Genomic DNA, 19,330 nt, shown 5'->3' with positions numbered 1-19,330 from the left:
ATGTGGAAATGGTTACATCCTTATGCCAAAGCCGAAAGGGCATATCAGTTGTGTAATACCTTTTTACCCTATTTTGCGGTGATAAGCGTGGTTTGTGTGGCGGTTGGCTGGATCTGGGGATTGGCGTATGCGCCAGCAGATTACCAGCAAAAAGACAGCTATCGGATTATTTTCATCCATGTTCCTTCTGCAATTTGGTCGATGGGTGCGTATTCCTCAATGGCGATTGCCGCCATCATTGCCTTGATATGGCAGATTCGTAACGCGGAATTGGCGGTTATTGCCATTGCTCCAGTAGGCGCGGCGATGACTGCGATTGCGCTTATTACGGGTGCCGCGTGGGGTAAACCTATGTGGGGCGCATGGTGGGTGTGGGATGCACGCCTCACCTCAGAATTAATATTATTGTTTTTGTATTTTGGCGTGATCTCTTTGTATCACGCATTTGAAGATAAGAAAGTCGCGGGACGCGCTGCGTGTATCTTGGCGATTGTTGGCGTGATCAACTTACCGATAATTCACTTTTCGGTAGAGTGGTGGAATACCTTACACCAAGGTTCAACCATCACAAAGTTTGATACTTCTGCCATCGATCCTTCGATGCTGTGGCCACTACTTATCAATATTGTTGGCTTTGCTGGCATTTTGGGCGTAGTGACGTTGATGCGACTCAAAAATGAAATTTTACGGTGTGAACAGCATCGTCCATGGGTACGTGATTTAGTGAGTCGAGGTTAAGCATGCAATTTGCATCATTCAGTGATTTTCTTGCCATGGGCGGCTATGGTTTTTACGTTTGGCTTTCATTTGGCTCTTGTGCTCTGATTTTACTTGGTATTTTCTTCAGTTCTTGGTTTGACAGCAAACAACTTAAAAGCGCTATTCGCGAGCAAATGGCCCGTGAAGCACGTATTAAGCAAGCTCGTGAGGAGGCCAAAGCGTGAATCCAAGACGTAAAAAACGCATGTTTACCCTCATTGGGGTGGTGTTTGGGATTGGCTCGGCCGTTGGTTTGACCTTGTACGCGTTGCAGGAAAATATCAATCTATTTTATACCCCAAGTGAGCTTATCAACGGTAAAGGCCCAGATCTGGAAAAGCCTTTTATCGGCCAAAAGTTGCGTATCGGCGGTATGGTGGTGCCAGGTTCTGTGGTACGCGATGAACGCTCTCTCGACGTGGAATTTAAGCTGGTTGACACCGGTCCTTTAGTGACTGTGCGTTATAAAGGTATTTTGCCGGATCTCTTTCGTGAAGGCCAAGGTATTGTCGCACAAGGTAATTTGATTGAACCTAACGTGATTGAAGCGTTCGAAGTGTTAGCAAAACACGACGAGCAATATATGCCGCCAGAAGTAGCTGAAGCAGTCAAAGGCATTAAGCACGAAAAGCCAAAATACTACACTAACGGTGCGAGCGAGAATTAGGCATGATCCCAGAAATAGGTTATTTTTCTTTGGTACTAGCCATGGCGCTATCGCTGTTGCTGTGTATCTTTCCGTTATGGGGAGCGCATACCGGTAATTTACGCCTGATGCGTGCAGCCCCTTCATTGGCCGTTGGTCAATGTTTATTCGTACTGTTCTCTTTTGCAATTTTGATTTACGTCACCTTAGTGGATGACTTCACCGTTAAATATGTTGCACACCATTCCAGTAGTACATTACCTTGGTACTATAAAGTGACCTCGACATGGGGCGGTCATGAAGGTGCAATTTTACTTTGGTTAGTCATGCAATCGTCTTGGACAGCGCTAGTTGCTTTGATGTCGCGCTCGTTACCTTGGGTACTGCGGGCGCGGGTACTTGGTGTGCTGGGGTTCCTTGGTGTGGGCTTTATGCTTTATACGCTGTGGATGTCGAGCCCATTTGAGCGTTTACTCCCTTATTACCCCGTAGAAGGTCGTGACCTTAACCCTCTATTACAAGACCCCGGTATGATCATCCATCCGCCTTTGTTGTATATGGGTTATGTGGGATTGTCGGTGTCGTTTGCCTTTGCTATTGCAGCACTTATTACCGGCAAACTTGATAACACTTGGGCAAAATGGTCTCGCCCGTGGACTATGGCGGCATGGGGTTTTCTTACTTTAGGCATTACCATTGGCAGCTGGTGGGCTTACTCAGAGCTGGGCTGGGGTGGCTGGTGGTTTTGGGATCCAGTTGAAAACGCATCACTGATGCCGTGGCTAGTAGCAACGGCACTATTACACTCGCTCGCTGTGACGGAAAAGCGCGGGATTTTTAAATCTTGGACTGTGCTGCTCGCTATCACGGCATTCTCTTTGTGTTTGCTTGGCACCTTCATTGTGCGCTCTGGCATTATTGTGTCAGTGCATGCTTTTGCCACCGATCCTGACCGTGGTTTATATATCTTATCTTTCCTAGCGGTCGTGGTGGGGGGCAGCTTGACCCTCTATGCCTTACGCGTATCTGAGGTAGTGAGTGAAGGACGTTATAAATTTGCCTCACGTGAAGTGAGTTTATGGCTCAATAACATCTTTTTGGTGGTGGCGACCTTAGTGGTATTACTTGGTACTTTGCTACCTATGATCCACAAAGAGTTAGGTTTAGGTTCAATCTCAATTGGCGTGCCTTTTTTCAATAAGATGTTTGCTATTCTGATCGTGCCGTTTGCCTTATTAATGGGTATTGGCCCAATGCTGCGTTGGAAGCAAAACAAACTTGATACGTTAGCACCAAAGTGGTTACTGAATGTGGTGCTAGCGCTGATTTTAACCGCAGCTTGGCTTTACGGTGGTTACGACCATGTTACGCCACTGACCTTTATGGGCACGGCACTCGCTGTGTGGATAACACTTGCGACTTTGACTGACTTACTGCAAAAAATTGCACTACACAATAGTGTGACAGAAGGGATGAAACGTCTAGGCATCAGTTACTGGGCTATGGTACTTGGCCACGTAGGTCTTGCATTTGTGATTGCTGGCGTGACTTTAACCTCAGCCTATTCTGTCGAGCGAGATGTCAGTATGAAGCCAGGTGAAATCGCCACGCTGAACCAATACGACTATCGTTTTGAAGGTGTAAATACCATTCGTGGACCAAACTACAGTGGTCACGCCGGTGAAGTCACCGTGACTAAAAACGGTGAGTTTGTGGTGCGTCTCCATGCGGAAAAACGCCTTTACGATGTGGGTATGCAATTTATGACTGAAGCGGCAATTGATGATGGCTTCTTCCGTGACTTGTATCTAGCGCTGGGTGAGCAATTGAGCGATGGCGCTTGGTCATTACGCATTTACCACAAGCCTTATGTACGTTGGATGTGGCTTGGCGGGTTATTGATTTCGCTAGCAGGCTTTTTAGTTCTGCTCGATAAACGTTATCGCCGTCGCGTAGAGTCAAAAGCAACGCAAGGAGCTAAAGCATGAACCGCAAATTATTAGCTTTGGTGCCGCTTGGTGTATTTTTGCTGCTAAGCGTATTTCTTTATCAGGGCCTGTTTGGTAATCCGCGTGAGCTACAAACCGGCAGAATTGGGCAAGAAATGCCCGCATTCAGCCTGCCAGATTTAATGGATGAAAATAAAACTTGGCAGCATACCGATTTACTCGGCGAAGTGTACCTGATGAATGTATGGGGCACTTGGTGCCCAACCTGTTTGGCTGAGTTAGGCTATTTAACTGAGCTTAGAGAGCGCGGTATCAAAATCGTCGGGCTTTATTATGAACAGGCGTACGACCCAGATTTTGGTGACAAGTTCGACGTCAATGCACTGCGTGAGGAAGTCAGCAGCATGCTAGCGCGGGCGGGCGACCCATATGCGTTTAATATTCTTGATCTCAGTCGCACACTGGCATTGGATCTCGGTGTTTCTGGCGCACCAGAAACCTTCTTAGTTGATAAACAAGGTAAAATTCTGTTGCATCACACTGGTGACATTAACGAACGCGTTTGGCGTAGTAAATTTGCCCCCGTTTTACAGGAGCTAACACCATGAGAGCGTTAATTATTGCGACTTTGCTGTTATTGGTAAGCACAGTTACCTATGCAGTCGAAGACAAATATGAGTTTGCGACCCCAGAGCGCGCACAAACTTTTGCCGAACTCACTAAAGAACTCCGTTGCCCTAAGTGCCAGAACCAAAATATTGCGGATTCTGACGCTATCGTGGCAAAAGACTTACGTGACAGAGTATTAGAACTGGTCAACGAAGGCAAAAGTAAGCAAGAAGTCATCGACTACATGATAGATAGATACGGTTACTTTGTGCATTACCAACCGCCAGTTACCCCTGCGACCATAGTACTTTGGGTGTTACCTGTGCTGATTGTAATACTTGGTTTTATTTCTATTGTGCTGCGTCAACGCAAAGCAGCACGCCGTCAAGAGTGGAATGACGGTGACGAAGCTAAATTGGCGGCGCTTATCGCTAAATACAAACAGCGGGAGCAGCAATAATGACTGAAATGTGGGTAATGTTTGCGCTGTTAAGTGTATTAGCAGTGCTATTTGTGGTGACGCCCTTTTTACGTCGTGAGCGTGTACAGCGGGTTGATCATGATGCCAACGCTGAACGTATTGCAATTTACGAGCAGCGCTGCAAAGAGCTTGACGATGAGTTAAGCCAAGGCCGCATGGACACTTTGGTGCACTACGAAGCAGTGCTTGAAATGAAACGCCGGTTACTCAACGAATTGGCACCTGAGCAAGCGTTGACTAGCCGTGGTGACAATCGTATCTTCGCTTTAACGGGCGTGGCGTTTTTGCTTGCGGTTAGCGCGGTATTTTATCACTGGACTGGCAACAGCAAGCAAGTTGAAAGCTGGTATCAAGCAATAGAAAAATTACCAGAATATGGTGAACGTGCGGTAATGCAAAAGGGCGAACCTTTATCAGCCAATGAGTTACAGGCCTTTGCGTTAGGTCTACGCACTAAGCTCGCGGCAGAAGGCGATGACGCCGTGGCTTGGATGTTGCTTGGCCGTGTGGCAATGTCTATCAATGATTATGAAATGGCAATGCAAGCGTTCGAGAAAGCCTTGCAGATGACGCCAGATAGCCCCAATGTATTGATTAATTATAGCCAAGTGCTATTAATTGAAGGCTCAGAGGGCAATATTAATCGGGCGGCACGGATGCTATCGAAAGTGCTACAGCATGACCCCGGCAATATTGACGCGATCAGCTTATTGGCACTGATTGCCTATGAGCGCAAAGATTGGTTAGAAGCCAAAACCGCGTTTGAAGTGCTGTTGGCAAGTTTAGGTCAGGACGATCCGCGTTACGCTATGATAACGGAACGTATTAAGGAAATAGAGGGTCATATAGCCAGCACCCAGCCAAAGAGCGCTGAGGCGAGTAAACAGCTTGTGGTGCAAGTGACTTTAGCACCAGAGCTAGTAAAGGAAGTACCTGAAAATGCGGTGTTGTTTGTCTTCGCCAAAGCAGTCAATGGCCCCAAAATGCCGCTTGCCGTTGCAAAGTTGCATGAGTTTAAATTTCCGCTAAGCGTTACTTTGGATGATGGCCTTGCCATGATGCCAGAACTTAAGTTGTCGCAGTACCAGCAAGTGATGGTTACAGCACGCATTTCTAAGGATGAAAGCGTGGCACTACAAGCTGGGGAGTTGGAGGGTGAAGGCGCCCAAGTAACCTTACAAGCGGGCAAGAATGTGACCGAGGTCACAATCAGTCGTGTTTATTAAGAAAGGAAGCAATATGCTTAGAACGTTGCTGGCGGCCATGGCTGCCATAGTAATGACAGGATGCGCGACGGTGCCGGCTGAAAAGCAAGACCCGCGTGACCCATTACAAGCACTAAACCGTCCGATTTACGATTTCAATATGGATGTGTTGGATGCCTATATTTTGCGTCCTATCGCGGTCGGTTATGTGGAGTATACGCCGGTACCAGTAAGACGTGGTTTGGTTAATTTTACTACTAATTTAACCATGCCAACGGATATCGCTAACGCTGCCTTACAAGGTAAAGCAGAGCATACCGGGATTAACGTCGCGCGTTTTCTTATCAACTCCACATTAGGCTTATTTGGCCTATTTGATGTAGCTGATAGTTTTGGCTTGAAAATCGCGGATGAAGACTTTGGCCAAACTCTTGGCGTATGGGGAGTCGATGATGGTGCGTATATCATGATGCCAGCCATGGGGCCTTATACTTCTAGAAACGTGGCGGGTGATGTCGTAGATAACTTTGTGTTTCCAGAAATCGCGCTTTCTTTACCGCAAAGTATTTTGCTTTATGCGCTGAAGTCTATCGAAACGCGTGCTCAGCTTATCCCACAGGAGAAGCTGCTGAACGAGTCATTGGACCCATACCTGTTTATGAAAGACATTTACTTTCAGCGTCAGTTGTCTGAGGTCTATGACGGCAAACCACCGATTAAGGAAGAGCCAGTGGACTTTGACGAAGACTTCCTAGAAAATCTATAAACTCTTGAAAGGTCGAATTATTCGGCCTTTTTCTTTATAGTCAAAATGGTTACTTTATCAAAACGGGAGTTGTCTTCGTGTCGCTCGAGTTTTCGTCACAAGAGTTAGTGTCACTGCACACCAGCTTAGCTAAGTTGCGGTTAAAGGCGGATCTCACGTTACTGCCTAAATATCCTTATTTTGCTAGCAAGCCTTATCCTTTGGGACGCTGCAAGGAAATTCGCGATGAAGTACAGCGACTGCTGCTGATGGAGTTTTCCAAGACCGAATGCCCTGCAATACGGAAAATCGCCAGCTATGTGCAGCGCGGTGGTGTAGTGCATAAAGCTTGGGGGTCATTGCGTGATGAATACTTCCAAAATGCCATGCTAGTTGATAAATGGTATTTAGATGTAAGTAATGACACTGTGCACCCAAATAAACCAAGGGTCGAAGTGATGTTGCTGGCTGATGCGCGTTTTACCCAAATCACCAGCTTTGAGCTGTTTGCGCAAATTGCCCGCTCTTATTGGCAAGTTGAGATTTATGCCAATACCGTATTGCCCGCGTTGGCGCCTTATTTTCCGCTTATTTGTGTTAATGCCGCAGGGGCGAGCTGGCTGGCAGCCGCCAACGACGATATGTTAGCTGTGGCGGTGGGTAGTCAATTCACTTTGTCTGAGCGTATTATGCGTGCAGAAGCGCCAGCACCAGGAGTTGTGCTGCGTGCTTGGCTCACTATGTTGGAGCCACTTCGTCATCAGTCACCTTTTTATGCCCAAGATGCCGATAGTCTCAGCTATTGTCAGCGGTATCGGGAAAGTCAGTCTGGGCTCAGTATCGCACAGCGTAATGACGCTGTAGTGGCATTTAGTAAATTGCCTAGCAGTGTGACGATCAAAAGCTAGGCGGTCTGTCGTAATGTTGCATCAGCACTTGGTAAACACTGTGAGAGCTGCTTGTAATAGACGCTGGTGCTGTGTAGTTGCCCTAAATGACAGCTAACAAAAGCGGGAATAGTGCCAGAGAGTTGATAGCCCAAAGCTTGGTAAAATAGCTCACTTTTATCGCCAGTTTGGGTATCAAGGAACAGTAACTTGATCCCTTTAAAGCGCGCGAGTAGCTCCATTTTCGCCATCAACTGTGTTGCTATACCTTGGCGCTGGTAACGCGGTGCCACTAAGAGCTTTTCGACCTCAGCACGATGTAAGCCGTTTTGTTTGTGACAATAGTGCAACTGTACTGTGGCAGCTAACTGAGAGTCATTATACACCACGAGCAAAGTACGTTTCTCTGTTAGAATGTCATGGCATAGGCCTTGCCAATATTCGGTTAAGCTAGTTGGCTCTGCTGGCTGATAAAAACCTAAAGACGCGCCACTGTCGACACATTCTGCTAATAAGGTGGTGAGTTTGCCGATGAGCACTGGCTCTAGCTGTTTCACCACCACAAAATGTAAACTCATAGTTCGGCCAGTTCCATGTCAATTTGTTGTAAGCTGCTGAGTAACTTCTCTTTCGCCGCTTGCAGTTTTATGCGCTTGTCGCAGGGCTTATGTTGTGCTTCGCGAACAGCACGATAAACGACTCTTTTTGGCAATCGACATCTGTCCGCTGCTTCGGAAGGCAACCAGTTGGCGTGCAACACTAAAGCCACCGCGGCTTGGACTAAGTTTAATTTTTCTTCACTCATCGCAACGCTCCTTGGTGTCCATATCCCAACTTGAGATCTCTAAATGCCAAAGTAGATATAAGGTTTGATATAAAGTGTACATAGTCAGTCTCCTTCGCTTGTAACTGCGTGTAGATATACGCAGACATAGTGCTATAGGAAGATCTGTGCCAAGATTTAAAGTCAAATAAAAACAGTGGTTTAAATATTTTTTAAGGTGTTGGTGTGAATGAGAGAATGCACCAAATTTGGTAAAAAACCCCAATCTAGTGCAAGGGCAGGATACGCTTGAGTGAATTATACGCAGCTCGGTTATGTCGAGCTGCGATTAACTGGTTAATTGATTAGGCTTGGCGCGGTAACGCAACTGATAAACGCGCAGTGTTAATAGGCTTACACTTAACAGCACCATGGCCAGCCAAATCGGCGTAGTGCCATGTTGGCTATAAAAACTATAGCCGTTGATGAGCTTAACCTCAGCGAGCAAGGTGTCGGCTGAAAATTGCGGGATGGTCAACTGTGTTTGGGTCAGAGGATCGTATACGCCGCTGATGCCGTTATTGGTTACGCGAATAAGTGGACGTTGTAATTCTAAGGCACGCATCCGCGCGATTTGCATATGTTGATGTGGACCATGGGAATGACCAAACCAAGCGTCGTTACTCACGGTAAAGAGAATGTCGGAATCCGCTTGAAAGTTACCTCTTACTAGTTCAGCAAAGGCAATCTCATAGCATATCGCAGGGAGCAGGTGCAGGCCATTGGCGAGCAAATTGGCTTGCTGTGCCTCACCCCGAGTAAAAGACGACATGGCAAGGTTGAAAAGTGGCGCGATAGGCCGCAGCCAGTCTTCGAAAGGCACAAACTCACCAATAGGTAACAGCTGATGTTTTTGATAGCGATTACGATGTAAGTAGGTGTATTGTCCAGAAGTATCCTCAGCTTGCCGTTTACCGACCACTATTAGTGTGTTGTAGACTCGTCTGGTATCAAACTGATAATCGGGAATGCCTGTGACAAGGGCGGTATTGTTAAACACCGCGGCGTTATCTAAAGATTCCAGAAATGGCCCCGCGACTTCTTCCAACTCTGGTACGGCCGCTTCAGGCCATACCACTAGATCAGCTTGTTGCCATTTTACGCGTGTCATATCACGATACTTTTGCATGGTGGGCCAGAAATGTTCAGGTTCCCAACGCAGGCTTTGTTGGATATTACCTTGTACTAATAACGCTTTGATTTTTTTGCCTGAATATTCAGCACTAGGTGAATGCTGAGCAAGTAACAGCCCTATGCCAATAAGACTCGCCAACAGGCAAGTCGGTAGCCAACGTTTTTGAGTAAGGCAAAGATAGAATGCCCCAGCCAGCAAGACACACAATAAGGTAAGGCCAAATTCGCCAATCCAAGGTGCCAACAAGTTGAGCGGGGCATCGGTTTGCGTATAGCCAAAGCTTAGCCATGGAAAGCCGGTAAGCAACGTACCGCGTAACCACTCAGTGAGAGCAAAACTAACCACTAAGGCGAGCAGGCGTGTGATTGGGCCGCTACTCAGTATATGGGCGAGGGTAAATGCAAGCGCTGGGAATAATGCCAAATAGCCACATAGCAGCGCCATTAAGGCCAGTGAAACTACTAAAGGTAAGCCACCAAACTCGGCAATGGAGACGTGTACCCAGCTTATTCCTGCGGCAAACCAAGCAAAACCAAACGCAAAGCCATATTTTGCCACTTGTCGCCAATGGTTCTGATCAGTGGCGTAACAAGCTAGCCCTAAGCCAACAAACAGTAATGGCCAGAGGTTAAATGGGGCATAGGCAAATGTTAAAAGGCCGCCTCCTAAGAGTGCGGCCCACAAATGCCGATCACGTAAGCTTCGCAAAAACTTAGTCAGTGGTATCGTCGCCATACTGCGGCTTGGGCACTGTCACTTGTAATTGCAAAATACGACGACTATCAGCGTTGGTGATTTTAAACTGCAGTGGCGCAATATCAATTGTTTCACCTCGGCTTGGCATATGGCCAAACGCATGTAACACAATACCACCAACGGTGTCGGCTTCATCGGTGTCGTAGTTGGTTTTGAAAAACGCGTTGAATTCGTCCAACGGGGTTAACGCTTGCACCACATAGGTGTACTTGGCCAGCTGGCGGATCTGCTGAAGTTCATCCTCATCGTCATGTTCGTCTTCAATCTCACCGACGATAAGCTCAAGGATGTCCTCAATAGTAACCAAACCTGAAACGCCCCCGTATTCGTCGATGACAATCGCCATATGGTAGCGTTTTTGGCGGAATTCGTTGAGTAGGGCATCAACTCGCTTGCCCTCTGGTACCACAAATGCCGGACGCAAATACTGACGCAGTGAAGGCAGTGCACCGTCACGGTTTAGGATCAGAGGTAGTAGATCTTTGGCAAGTAAGATCCCTTCAACGTGGTCTTTATCTTCGCAGATCACCGGAAAACGTGAATGGGATGATTCCATCATCAAAGCCAATTGATTTTCAATCGGCACATCAACGTCAAGCGTAACCATTTGCGAGCGGGGGATCATGATGTCGCGCACGCGCATTTCAGAGACTTCTAAAACGCCTTGCATCATGTCTTTGGTCTCAGGATCAATCAGGGATCTTTCCTGAGCGTCGGCAATGACTTCTACCAACTCCTCTTTGTTTTGGGGTTCCCCTTGCAGCAACTGGGTGATGCGGCTCAGCCAGCTCTTACTTGAAGAACCCTGGCTACTTTGCGAGTTATCGTCGCTCATTGCTTTTTCTTACTCCGTATTATTCAATTTCGTCGCGATATGGGTCTGAAATACCCAAATCTGCTAAAACCTGTTTCTCGATACTTTCCATCTCGAGCGCGTCCTCCTCATTTATATGGTCAAAGCCAAGTAAATGCAAGCAACCGTGGACGACCATATGGGCAAAATGGTCGTGAAAAGTCTTTTCCTGCTCAACTGATTCAGCCAGCACCACTTCGGGACATATAATTAAATCACCGATTAATGGCAGTTCTATGCCAGGCGGTGCTTCAAATGGAAAAGAGAGCACATTAGTTGGTTTGTCTTTGCCACGATAATCACGATTAAGCGCTTGAGATTCTTCGGCACTAGCGATGCGAATGGTCATTTCCGCTTCAGCTTTATAATCAACTAAAGCTTTTTCTGCCCAGAGTTGAAATTGGGCTGCGCTTGGCAGATTGTCAAACTCACAGGCCAGTTGTAAATCTAGGTCTAAGTTTATGTCCACGCTGTTCACTCTTCGGATTGGCTATGATGAGGGGTGTGATTCATCTGACGACGTTCAGCATCACGAATTTTTTGCTTTTCGATGCGCTCAAGACGTTCGGCCTCTTCTTTTTTCTCATAAGCTTCGACAATACGCGCCACCACAGGGTGGCGCACCACATCGTGAGATTGGAAGAAGTTAAACGAAATTTCATTCACTTCACTTAATACTTCCACGGCATGACGTAAGCCGGAGCGTGCGCCGCGTGGTAAATCGACTTGGGTTACGTCACCGGTGATCACTGCTTTAGAATTAAAGCCGATACGGGTTAAGAACATTTTCATTTGCTCAACCGTGGTGTTTTGGCTTTCATCGAGGATGATAAATGCGTCATTTAATGTGCGACCGCGCATATAGGCAAGCGGTGCCACTTCGATTACGTTGCGCTCAATTAAACGCTCGACTTTCTCAAAACCCAGCATTTCAAAAAGTGCATCGTAGAGCGGACGTAAATAGGGGTCGATTTTTTGGGTTAAATCACCTGGTAAAAAACCAAGTTTTTCACCCGCTTCAACTGCCGGACGAGTTAACAAAATACGTCGTACTTCTTGGCGCTCAAGCGCGTCAACCGCAGCCGCAACAGCAAGATAAGTTTTACCTGTACCGGCAGGCCCCACGCCAAAGGTAATATCATGGCGCAAAATATTCGCGACATATTGGCTTTGGTGCGGATTACGCGGTTTTATCACGCCACGGCGGGTTTTGATAAAAACTTCTTTATCCCACACATTCGGTGCTTCTTGCTCAAGCACATTGGCTTCAGTTACGGCTAAATGAACATCATCTGGCGTAAGTTCTTTTAGTACACCGCGAATTGGCTGAGTTTCAACATACAGAGACTTTAAGATGTCTTCAGCGGCTTTAGCCTGTTGAGGCTGTCCGGTGACTTTAAAACAGTTGTCGCGATGTGCAATTTCGACACCCAAACGGCGTTCAATCTGCTTGATATGTTCGTCAAAAGTGCCGCACAAGGAGGCTAGGCGGGCATTGTCCGCGGGTTCAAGAAAAAATTCGTTATGACTTAACTGACTACTCAAAATAGTATCCTATAACAACTACGCCAGCTTTCGCTGGCGCAACACTCCCATGGTTGACTCAATCACACACAGCGGTTGCTGTTTTGTTTTTTCTAGGCGTAGCGCATCATTAACAATGCGCGTAGCTGAGTGTGATATGGCTCTCATTGGGGTATCTAGTTTACGGCGTAAAGGTAGTTACACCTAATTCGTCCGCCTGTGGCTCCACCGCAGCTCGACTTAAAATCGTTGCTGGCGCCACATCCCTACGTAAGTTCATTTCTGATTCTGTCCGAATTAGCTCGCCACGTAAAGAGTTTGGCAACGCTTCGGTGATTTTTACATCAACAAATTGACCAATTACAGAATGAGGGCCAACAAAGTTCACTACACGGTTGTTTTCAGTACGACCACGTAATTCCATCGGATTTTTCTTCGATGGGCCTTCAACCAAAATACGTTGCTCGGTACCCATCATTTTACGGCTGATGTCTTGTGCCATTTGATTGATACGGTTTTGCAGAATGTACAGGCGCTGTTTCTTTTCGTCTTCTGATACGTCATCGGGTAAATCAGCCGCTGGTGTACCTGGACGTGCTGAGTAAATAAAGCTAAAGCTCATATCAAAGCCGATATCATTGATAAGCTGCATCGTCGCTTCAAAATCTTCTGTAGTTTCACCAGGGAAGCCGATAATAAAGTCAGAAGACATGCTTAGATTTGGTCTTACCTTCCGTAGTTTACGGATGGTCGACTTATATTCAATCGCCATATGACCGCGTTTCATCAGGTTAAGAATACGGTCTGAACCACTTTGCACTGGTAAGTGGAGGTGATCTACTAGCTCAGGAATATCAGCATAGGCGTCGATAATGTCCTGAGTAAATTCAACTGGGTGTGACGTGGTGTAGCGAATACGGTCAATACCATCAATCGCAGCAACATAACGTAATAAGTCAGAGAAGTGGCAGATCTCGCCATCGTGCATTTCACCGCGGTAGGCGTTCACGTTTTGGCCGAGGAGGTTAACTTCACGTACACCTTGCTCTGCCAATTGCGCGATTTCTAATAGCACGTCATCTAACGGACGACTTACTTCTTCACCACGCGTGTAAGGCACCACGCAAAACGTACAGTATTTTGAGCAACCTTCCATAATTGACACAAACGCGCTTGGGCCTTCGGCTTTTGGCTCAGGTAAGCGGTCAAATTTTTCGATTTCAGGGAAAGAAACGTCAACTACAGCACCTTCTTTGTTTTGCACTTGTTTGATCATTTCTGGCAAGCGGTGCAAGGTTTGTGGGCCAAAAACGATATCCACAAACGGAGCGCGTTGACGAATGCTTTCGCCCTCTTGCGAAGCAACACAGCCACCGACGCCAATGACTAAGTCTGGCTTATCGTCTTTAAGTAATTTCCAACGCCCCAATTGATGGAACACTTTTTCCTGTGCTTTTTCACGGATAGAACAGGTATTAAGCAGGATGACATCGGCGTCTTCCGCTTCTTCTGTTAACTGATAACCATTGGTTGCATCTAAGAGATCAGCCATTTTCTGGGAGTCGTATTCATTCATCTGACAGCCCCAGGTTTTGATATGCAGTTTTTTACCCATTGAAATAAAGCCTCGTTTTCAATTCGTCGATCCGCTGGACGGTTGTTCGCCCACAAAGGCAAAACGTAAAGGACGCGTATTTTATATGTATACGCCGACTTAGCCAAGTATAGTTTTTTACTTTCCCCTTTGGGATCAATTGAAGTGAAATTGCCAGTAGGAAAGCCTGCCGCAGTGGTTTTTTTTCGTTACAATAGCCGTAGCACAAATCCTGAGGAATTAGCTGATGAAAAACAAGGTGGTGATAGTAGGGGGCGGCATGGTTGGCGCGGCAGCGGCGGTCAGTCTTGCGAGAGCAGGATGCGCAGTAACCCTAATTGAGCAGGCCCCAATTGATGCGCAGCAGGTGTTAGATGATGACAGCATTGATATTCGCGTTTCGGCGATCAACCGTTTTTCAGAGCGGTTACTCGATAGTTTAGGCGCTATGCCATTGTTACGCGCAACACGAGCAGCCCCTTATCATCGTTTAACGGCATTCGAATCAGGTAATAATGTGCTCAGCTTTGATAAAGAAGAAGTCAATGCCACCCATTTAGGTCACATAGTTGAGAACAAACTGATTCAGGCCAGCCTTTGGCAGCAGTTTGCGGATTTGCCTATTACCGTCAAAGCGTTTGCAAAGCCCGCAAAGGCAGTGCGTTTTGTCGCTGAACACGTGGTGTTAGAGTACGATTCAGAAACCCTCAGTGCAGACTTATTAATCGCGGCCGATGGCGGGCGGTCACATATTCGTCAGCTCGCCAATATCGGCGTGACAGGGTGGCAGTACCAACAGCATTGTATGGGCATTTTAATTAAACTTGATGCGCCACAGCAGCTAGAAACTTGGCAGCAGTTTAAACCTTCTGGCCCTGTAGCTTTGTTGCCAATGTCAGCGCCTTATGCGAATTTAATTTGGTATGACGAGGGCACCAAACTCCAGCAATTGTCACAATTGTCGCCGGATTCCTTAAAAGCGGCAATTACTGCCCACTTTCCACCCTTACCGGGAGACTTTGAGGTACTGCAAAGTGCGGTGTTTCCACTTGCTCGGCAACATGCTAACCATTATTTTAAAAACCGCGTGGTCTTAGTGGGGGATGCGGCACACACCATTAATCCGCTAGCAGGTCAGGGCGTTAATCTTGGTTTTAAAGATGTGGATGCACTAACTCGTAGTCTAGATTTGACCGACATAGGTGCTGAGCTTGGGCTTAAGAGTTATGCCAGGAAACGACGTGGCGACAATTTATTGATGATGTCGATGATGGATGCCTGCTACTTTGGCTTTTCTAATCAGCTAAAACCGTTACAGCAGCTTCGTGAGCTGGTTCTCAAAGTGGCTAATAAGGCAGGCCCGCTCAAGGCGCAAGTGCTAAAGCACGCGATGGGCGATTAGCCCATTGCACTGCCTTATTATATTGTACAGCTTTTGCTATTGTATTTAGCCATCACAACCAACGGTTTTGTCTTGTTACCTTACTGCAATTGATAAGTATCGTAAAACAGCGGTTTTAGTGAGCCGCAATTAAAGAAATGACGCATTAATTCCGCTTCACTTGGTACCCGTTTTGACGTTCTTAATTTTAGTGGGCATACACCAGTCATTTCTACCGCCAAAATATGATTGAAACTAGGCTTTTGCTGAATTTTATGAATATATAAACGAGTATTTTCCGCCAGTTCAATATAATCATATTCCTGAAACTGGGTGGCGGGCGCCAAGTCTTTAAGTTCTCTTACATAGAGCTTATCCGCAAACACCAAAGTAGTAGCTTCGTACAACATGCTGCCACCCTCTTGGAAATGTCCATCATAAACATCAGCAATGACATTAACCTCATCACCGCGCATCAGCTGTTCAATATTGAAAGGTTTGGTTTTTATTGTGACGACTTGTGCGTCGCGCACCAAGCTAAGTAGCGCTAAATCTTTGTTATCGAGCTTATAAACGATTTGTACACTGTGCGGCTTGCTGTAGCTGGGTATGGAGACTGCAAAGATGCTTGCACCTTGGTTCACTAACGCCATCGCATGTTCACCTTGCCAACTCGGATCTAAAGGCGGCATTTCAGCTTGCTTGTCTTTGGCGTACGCTGTACCAAGTAAAAACAAGGGTAGTAATAGGATTTTCTTCAGGGTCTGGATCATAGTGAGCAGCGAGACACAATTAAGCATAAGTAAACTGAGCGTACGCATGGCAGGTAAGTTTTGCAATATTCTAAGTCAGAAGATTTACATAAAAACGACAAGTTAGACTAAAACTAAGGAAAAATCAGGTGGTTGGAAAGCTTAGTGAAATTGCAAGGGAAGAGTCATATGGTGCGGAAAGAGAGACTTGAACTCTCACATCGTAAGATACTGGAACCTAAATCCAGCGCGTCTACCAATTTCGCCATTTCCGCATTTTTGCGTCATCTACCGGAACCTAAATCCAGCGTCTTAATCAAAAGCCACTAGCCAATTCCGCCATTTCCGCGTTTTCTGCGTCAACTATTGGAACCTAAATCCAGCGACTTAATCAAAAGCCACCAGCCAATTCCGCAATTTCCGCCTTTTCTGCGTCAACTAGTGGAACCTAAATCCAGCGACTTAAACCAAAAGCGCCAGTGAAGTCCATTATTACCGCAGTATATAATTTTAATAACTTTAAAGAAGGAATGGTGCGGAAAGAGAGACTTGAACTCTCACATCGTAAGATACTGGAACCTAAATCCAGCGCGTCTACCAATTTCGCCATTTCCGCATGGCTGGAGTACAAGGATTTGAACCTAGGAATGGCGGGATCAAAACCCGCTGCCTTACCGCTTGGCGATACTCCAACAAAGTTTAACAATTTTACATCGAGTTAAGATGGTGCGGAAAGAGAGACTTGAACTCTCACATCGTAAGATACTGGAACCTAAATCCAGCGCGTCTACCAATTTCGCCATTTCCGCGACTTCTGCTTCATCTACCGGAACACAAATCCAGCGTCTAATTCAAGACAACTAGCCAATTCCGCTATTTCGGCGTTTTTTGCTTCATCTACCGTAACCTAAATCCAGCGTCTTAATTCAAGACAACTAGACAATTTCGGCATTTTCGCGTTTTCGAAACATCGAACTTAGGCCTGTCGCCTTAAATCAAAGCAACTAGCAAATTTCGCTATTTCAGAAAGTGGCTGGAGTACAAGGATTTGAACCTTGGAATGGCGGGATCAAAACCCGCTGCCTTACCGCTTGGCGATACTCCAACAAAGTTTAACAATTTTACATCGAGTTAAGATGGTGCGGAAAGAGAGACTTGAACTCTCACATCGTAAGATACTGGAACCTAAATCCAGCGCGTCTACCAATTTCGCCATTTCCGCGTTTTTTGCTTCATCTACCAGAACCTAAATGCAGCGTCTTAATTCAAGATACTAGCCAATTCCGCTATTTCCGCATTATTTTTACACTTTCCCAGCTTACTAGGGAGGGAAGTGGTGGCTACGACGGGATTCGAACCTGTGACCCCATCATTATGAGTGATGTGCTCTAACCAACTGAGCTACGTAGCCATGGCTGGAGTACAAGGATTTGAACCTAGGAATGGCGGGATCAAAACCCGCTGCCTTACCGCTTGGCGATACTCCAACAAAGTTTAACAATTTTACATCGAGTTAAGATGGTGCGGAAAGAGAGACTTGAACTCTCACATCGTAAGATACTGGAACCTAAATCCAGCGCGTCTACCAATTTCGCCATTTCCGCGTTTTTCGCTTCATCTACCGGAACCTAAATCCAGCGTCTAATTCAAGACAGCTAGCCAATTCCGCCATTTCAGCATTTTATATGCTATCAGAAATTATAAGTAAATCAAAGTGGTGGCTACGACGGGATTCGAACCTGTGACCCCATCATTATGAGTGATGTGCTCTAACCAACTGAGCTACGTAGCCAATTCTCTTTTGATACTCATCATCGCTGATGCGGGGCGTATTATGCGTATATGACCTAAGTGCGTCAACACCTTTTTTGCAAAAAATACCTCCCCCCAGTTTGTTTGCGGATTTATTAAACGATCCCGCGAAATTTTCATCAGTAGAAGGGTTTTAATGAGTGACTAAAGTGTCATTTTGCTTTCTTGATATGGTGTGGTGGCGTAACGCATAGTGTAAGTCTTACAGTGCTCTTTTCATCGTTGTAGTCGCTGATGTTGCTAAAACAGGCAACGTAGCAACAAAAAAGCCTGCAAAAGCAGGCTCTTTAGCAGAGTTAACGTTTAAACGTTAAACAAGAAGTTCATCACATCGCCATCTTTAACGATGTAATCTTTACCTTCTGCACGCATCTTGCCGTTTTCTTTCGCTCCCGCTTCACCGCGGAATTGGATGTAATCGTTAAATGCAATAGTTTGTGCGCGAATAAAGCCACGCTCAAAGTCGGTATGGATTTTACCAGCCGCTTGTGGCGCTGTTGCGCCGACTGGAATTGTCCATGCGCGTACTTCTTTAACGCCAGCAGTAAAGTAGGTTTGCAAGTTAAGCAGTTCATAGCCTGCACGGATCACACGGTTAAGACCTGGCTCTTCTAGGCCCAAATCTTCCATAAATACCGCTTTGTCTTCATCATCAAGTTCTGATAGTTCAGCTTCAATCTCCGCACATACGGCGACCACAACCGCATTTTCAGCCGCTGCAATGGCACGAACTTGATCAAGGTATGGGTTATTTTCAAAACCGTCTTCGTTTACGTTAGCAACGTACATGGTTGGCTTAATTGTAAGGAAGTTCATGTAAGAAATTGCCGCGAATTCTTCTTTCTCAAGCTTTAACGAACGTAGCGTTAAACCTTGATCAAGATGCGCTTTTACTTTTTCAAGTACTTCGGCTTCGAACTTAGCGTCTTTATCACCACCTTTTGCTTTCTTGGCAACACGAAGAATCGCTTTATCGCAGCTTTCCATGTCAGCAAGCACAAGTTCAGTGTTAATCACGTCGATGTCGTCAGCTGGGTTTACCTGACCTGAAACGTGGATGATATTGTCGTTTTCAAAGCAGCGAACTACGTGACCAATCGCATCGGTTTCACGAATGTTGGCAAGGAATTGGTTACCTAAACCTTCACCTTTCGATGCACCTTTTACCAGACCTGCGATGTCAACGAATTCCATTGTGGTAGGGACGATACGCTCTGGTTTTACGATTTCAGCAAGTTGATCCATACGCGGATCCGGTACAGGTACTACACCTGTGTTTGGTTCGATAGTACAGAACGGGAAGTTAGCCGCTTCAATACCCGCTTTGGTCAATGCATTGAAAAGTGTTGATTTACCTACGTTTGGTAAACCGACGATACCACATTTAAAACCCATAATTTTGAACCTTAAGTTTATTCA

19 protein-coding genes and 10 tRNA genes are annotated in these 19,330 nt (G+C 46.2%); 10 read left to right on the top strand and 19 right to left on the bottom strand.

Annotated features, from left to right (window positions below; all coding sequences use genetic code 11):
• From ACFOEE_RS04510 to ACFOEE_RS04470, 9 genes are all read left to right on the top strand, one after another.
• Positions 1 to 738: a heme ABC transporter permease gene (locus ACFOEE_RS04510; protein ID WP_377121347.1), complete on the top strand. Its 738-nt coding sequence runs from the start codon at positions 1 to 3 to the stop codon at positions 736 to 738.
• Between the two features lie 2 nt (positions 739 to 740).
• A complete protein-coding gene (gene ccmD / locus ACFOEE_RS04505; RefSeq protein ID WP_377121345.1) occupies positions 741 to 944 on the top strand; it encodes a heme exporter protein CcmD in 204 nt (67 codons plus the stop codon).
• A complete protein-coding gene (gene ccmE, locus ACFOEE_RS04500; protein WP_377121343.1) occupies positions 941 to 1,426 on the top strand; it encodes a cytochrome c maturation protein CcmE in 486 nt (161 codons plus the stop codon). The genes ccmD and ccmE overlap by 4 nt, the downstream gene beginning before the upstream one ends.
• Before the next feature lie 2 nt (positions 1,427 to 1,428).
• Positions 1,429 to 3,393, top strand: a complete 1,965-nt coding sequence (locus ACFOEE_RS04495; RefSeq protein ID WP_377121341.1) for a heme lyase CcmF/NrfE family subunit — start codon at positions 1,429 to 1,431, stop codon at positions 3,391 to 3,393.
• Complete coding sequence (locus tag ACFOEE_RS04490) at positions 3,390 to 3,962, top strand: redoxin family protein (RefSeq protein WP_377121339.1); 573 nt, start codon at positions 3,390 to 3,392, stop codon at positions 3,960 to 3,962. The genes ACFOEE_RS04495 and ACFOEE_RS04490 overlap by 4 nt, the downstream gene beginning before the upstream one ends.
• Complete coding sequence (locus ACFOEE_RS04485) at positions 3,959 to 4,423, top strand: cytochrome c-type biogenesis protein (RefSeq protein WP_377121337.1); 465 nt, start codon at positions 3,959 to 3,961, stop codon at positions 4,421 to 4,423. The genes ACFOEE_RS04490 and ACFOEE_RS04485 overlap by 4 nt, the downstream gene beginning before the upstream one ends.
• A complete protein-coding gene (ccmI, locus tag ACFOEE_RS04480) occupies positions 4,423 to 5,670 on the top strand; it encodes a c-type cytochrome biogenesis protein CcmI (RefSeq protein ID WP_377121335.1) in 1,248 nt (415 codons plus the stop codon). The genes ACFOEE_RS04485 and ccmI overlap by 1 nt, the downstream gene beginning before the upstream one ends.
• A 13-nt stretch (positions 5,671 to 5,683) precedes the next feature.
• Entirely contained in the window at positions 5,684 to 6,415 is a 732-nt protein-coding gene (locus tag ACFOEE_RS04475) for an MlaA family lipoprotein (RefSeq protein WP_377121333.1), read from the top strand.
• Between the two features lie 77 nt (positions 6,416 to 6,492).
• The gene (locus ACFOEE_RS04470; RefSeq protein ID WP_377121331.1) at positions 6,493 to 7,302 is read left to right on the top strand and encodes a hypothetical protein; all 810 of its coding nucleotides are present in this window, start codon (positions 6,493 to 6,495) and stop codon (positions 7,300 to 7,302) included.
• Here ACFOEE_RS04470 and ACFOEE_RS04465 read toward each other — a convergent pair.
• The 7 genes from ACFOEE_RS04465 to miaB form a co-directional block, all read right to left on the bottom strand.
• Positions 7,299 to 7,859, bottom strand: coding sequence for a GNAT family N-acetyltransferase (locus ACFOEE_RS04465; protein WP_377121329.1), 561 nt, complete (start codon positions 7,857 to 7,859; stop codon positions 7,299 to 7,301). The two genes, ACFOEE_RS04470 and ACFOEE_RS04465, sit on opposite strands and share 4 nt — an antisense overlap.
• Positions 7,856 to 8,086 (bottom strand): hypothetical protein, encoded by a 231-nt coding sequence (locus ACFOEE_RS04460; RefSeq protein ID WP_377121327.1) that lies wholly within the window; start codon positions 8,084 to 8,086, stop codon positions 7,856 to 7,858. Before ACFOEE_RS04460 ends, ACFOEE_RS04465 begins: the two co-directional genes overlap by 4 nt.
• A 307-nt stretch (positions 8,087 to 8,393) precedes the next feature.
• A complete protein-coding gene (gene lnt, locus ACFOEE_RS04455) occupies positions 8,394 to 9,974 on the bottom strand; it encodes an apolipoprotein N-acyltransferase (protein WP_377121325.1) in 1,581 nt (526 codons plus the stop codon).
• Positions 9,952 to 10,830, bottom strand: a complete 879-nt coding sequence (corC, locus tag ACFOEE_RS04450; protein ID WP_377121323.1) for a CNNM family magnesium/cobalt transport protein CorC — start codon at positions 10,828 to 10,830, stop codon at positions 9,952 to 9,954. Before corC ends, lnt begins: the two co-directional genes overlap by 23 nt.
• Before the next feature lie 19 nt (positions 10,831 to 10,849).
• On the bottom strand, positions 10,850 to 11,311 hold the full coding sequence (gene ybeY / locus ACFOEE_RS04445) for an rRNA maturation RNase YbeY (RefSeq protein WP_377121859.1): 462 nt from the start codon (positions 11,309 to 11,311) through the stop codon (positions 10,850 to 10,852).
• An 11-nt stretch (positions 11,312 to 11,322) separates the two neighbouring features.
• Positions 11,323 to 12,393 (bottom strand): PhoH family protein, encoded by a 1,071-nt coding sequence (locus ACFOEE_RS04440; RefSeq protein ID WP_377121321.1) that lies wholly within the window; start codon positions 12,391 to 12,393, stop codon positions 11,323 to 11,325.
• Between the two features lie 160 nt (positions 12,394 to 12,553).
• Positions 12,554 to 13,987 carry a tRNA (N6-isopentenyl adenosine(37)-C2)-methylthiotransferase MiaB gene (miaB, locus tag ACFOEE_RS04435; RefSeq protein WP_377121319.1) on the bottom strand — a complete coding sequence of 478 codons (1,434 nt, stop codon included), beginning with the start codon at positions 13,985 to 13,987 and terminating at the stop codon, positions 12,554 to 12,556.
• 226 nt (positions 13,988 to 14,213) lie between these two features.
• On the opposite strand from miaB, the gene ACFOEE_RS04430 reads away from it, so the two are divergent.
• Positions 14,214 to 15,368, top strand: coding sequence for an FAD-dependent oxidoreductase (locus ACFOEE_RS04430; protein WP_377121317.1), 1,155 nt, complete (start codon positions 14,214 to 14,216; stop codon positions 15,366 to 15,368).
• A gap of 80 nt (positions 15,369 to 15,448) precedes the next feature.
• Here the strand turns inward: ACFOEE_RS04430 and ACFOEE_RS04425 are convergent, their stop codons facing one another.
• The 12 genes from ACFOEE_RS04425 to ychF form a co-directional block, all read right to left on the bottom strand.
• On the bottom strand, positions 15,449 to 16,120 hold the full coding sequence (locus ACFOEE_RS04425; protein WP_377121315.1) for a hypothetical protein: 672 nt from the start codon (positions 16,118 to 16,120) through the stop codon (positions 15,449 to 15,451).
• 169 nt (positions 16,121 to 16,289) lie between these two features.
• Positions 16,290 to 16,374: transfer RNA gene (locus ACFOEE_RS04420), tRNA-Leu, on the bottom strand.
• Positions 16,375 to 16,630: 256 nt separating this feature from the next.
• A tRNA-Leu gene (locus tag ACFOEE_RS04415) sits at positions 16,631 to 16,715 on the bottom strand.
• Position 16,716: 1 nt separating this feature from the next.
• Positions 16,717 to 16,791: transfer RNA gene (locus ACFOEE_RS04410), tRNA-Gln, on the bottom strand.
• Between the two features lie 32 nt (positions 16,792 to 16,823).
• Positions 16,824 to 16,908: transfer RNA gene (locus tag ACFOEE_RS04405), tRNA-Leu, on the bottom strand.
• A 221-nt stretch (positions 16,909 to 17,129) separates the two neighbouring features.
• Positions 17,130 to 17,204: transfer RNA gene (locus ACFOEE_RS04400), tRNA-Gln, on the bottom strand.
• 32 nt (positions 17,205 to 17,236) lie between these two features.
• Positions 17,237 to 17,321, bottom strand: a tRNA-Leu gene (locus ACFOEE_RS04395).
• A gap of 112 nt (positions 17,322 to 17,433) precedes the next feature.
• Positions 17,434 to 17,510, bottom strand: a tRNA-Met gene (locus tag ACFOEE_RS04390).
• A 1-nt stretch (position 17,511) separates the two neighbouring features.
• A tRNA-Gln gene (locus tag ACFOEE_RS04385) sits at positions 17,512 to 17,586 on the bottom strand.
• Between the two features lie 32 nt (positions 17,587 to 17,618).
• Positions 17,619 to 17,703: transfer RNA gene (locus ACFOEE_RS04380), tRNA-Leu, on the bottom strand.
• Positions 17,704 to 17,814: 111 nt separating this feature from the next.
• Positions 17,815 to 17,891, bottom strand: a tRNA-Met gene (locus ACFOEE_RS04375).
• A gap of 323 nt (positions 17,892 to 18,214) precedes the next feature.
• Entirely contained in the window at positions 18,215 to 19,306 is a 1,092-nt protein-coding gene (ychF, locus tag ACFOEE_RS04370) for a redox-regulated ATPase YchF (RefSeq protein ID WP_377121313.1), read from the bottom strand.
• Positions 19,307 to 19,330: the final 24 nt, after the last annotated feature.

Source organism: Pseudoalteromonas fenneropenaei (assembly GCF_042643375.1).
GTDB classification, from domain to species: Bacteria; Pseudomonadota; Gammaproteobacteria; order Enterobacterales; family Alteromonadaceae; genus Pseudoalteromonas; species Pseudoalteromonas fenneropenaei.
This window is presented reverse-complemented; position numbering and strand designations above follow the sequence as displayed.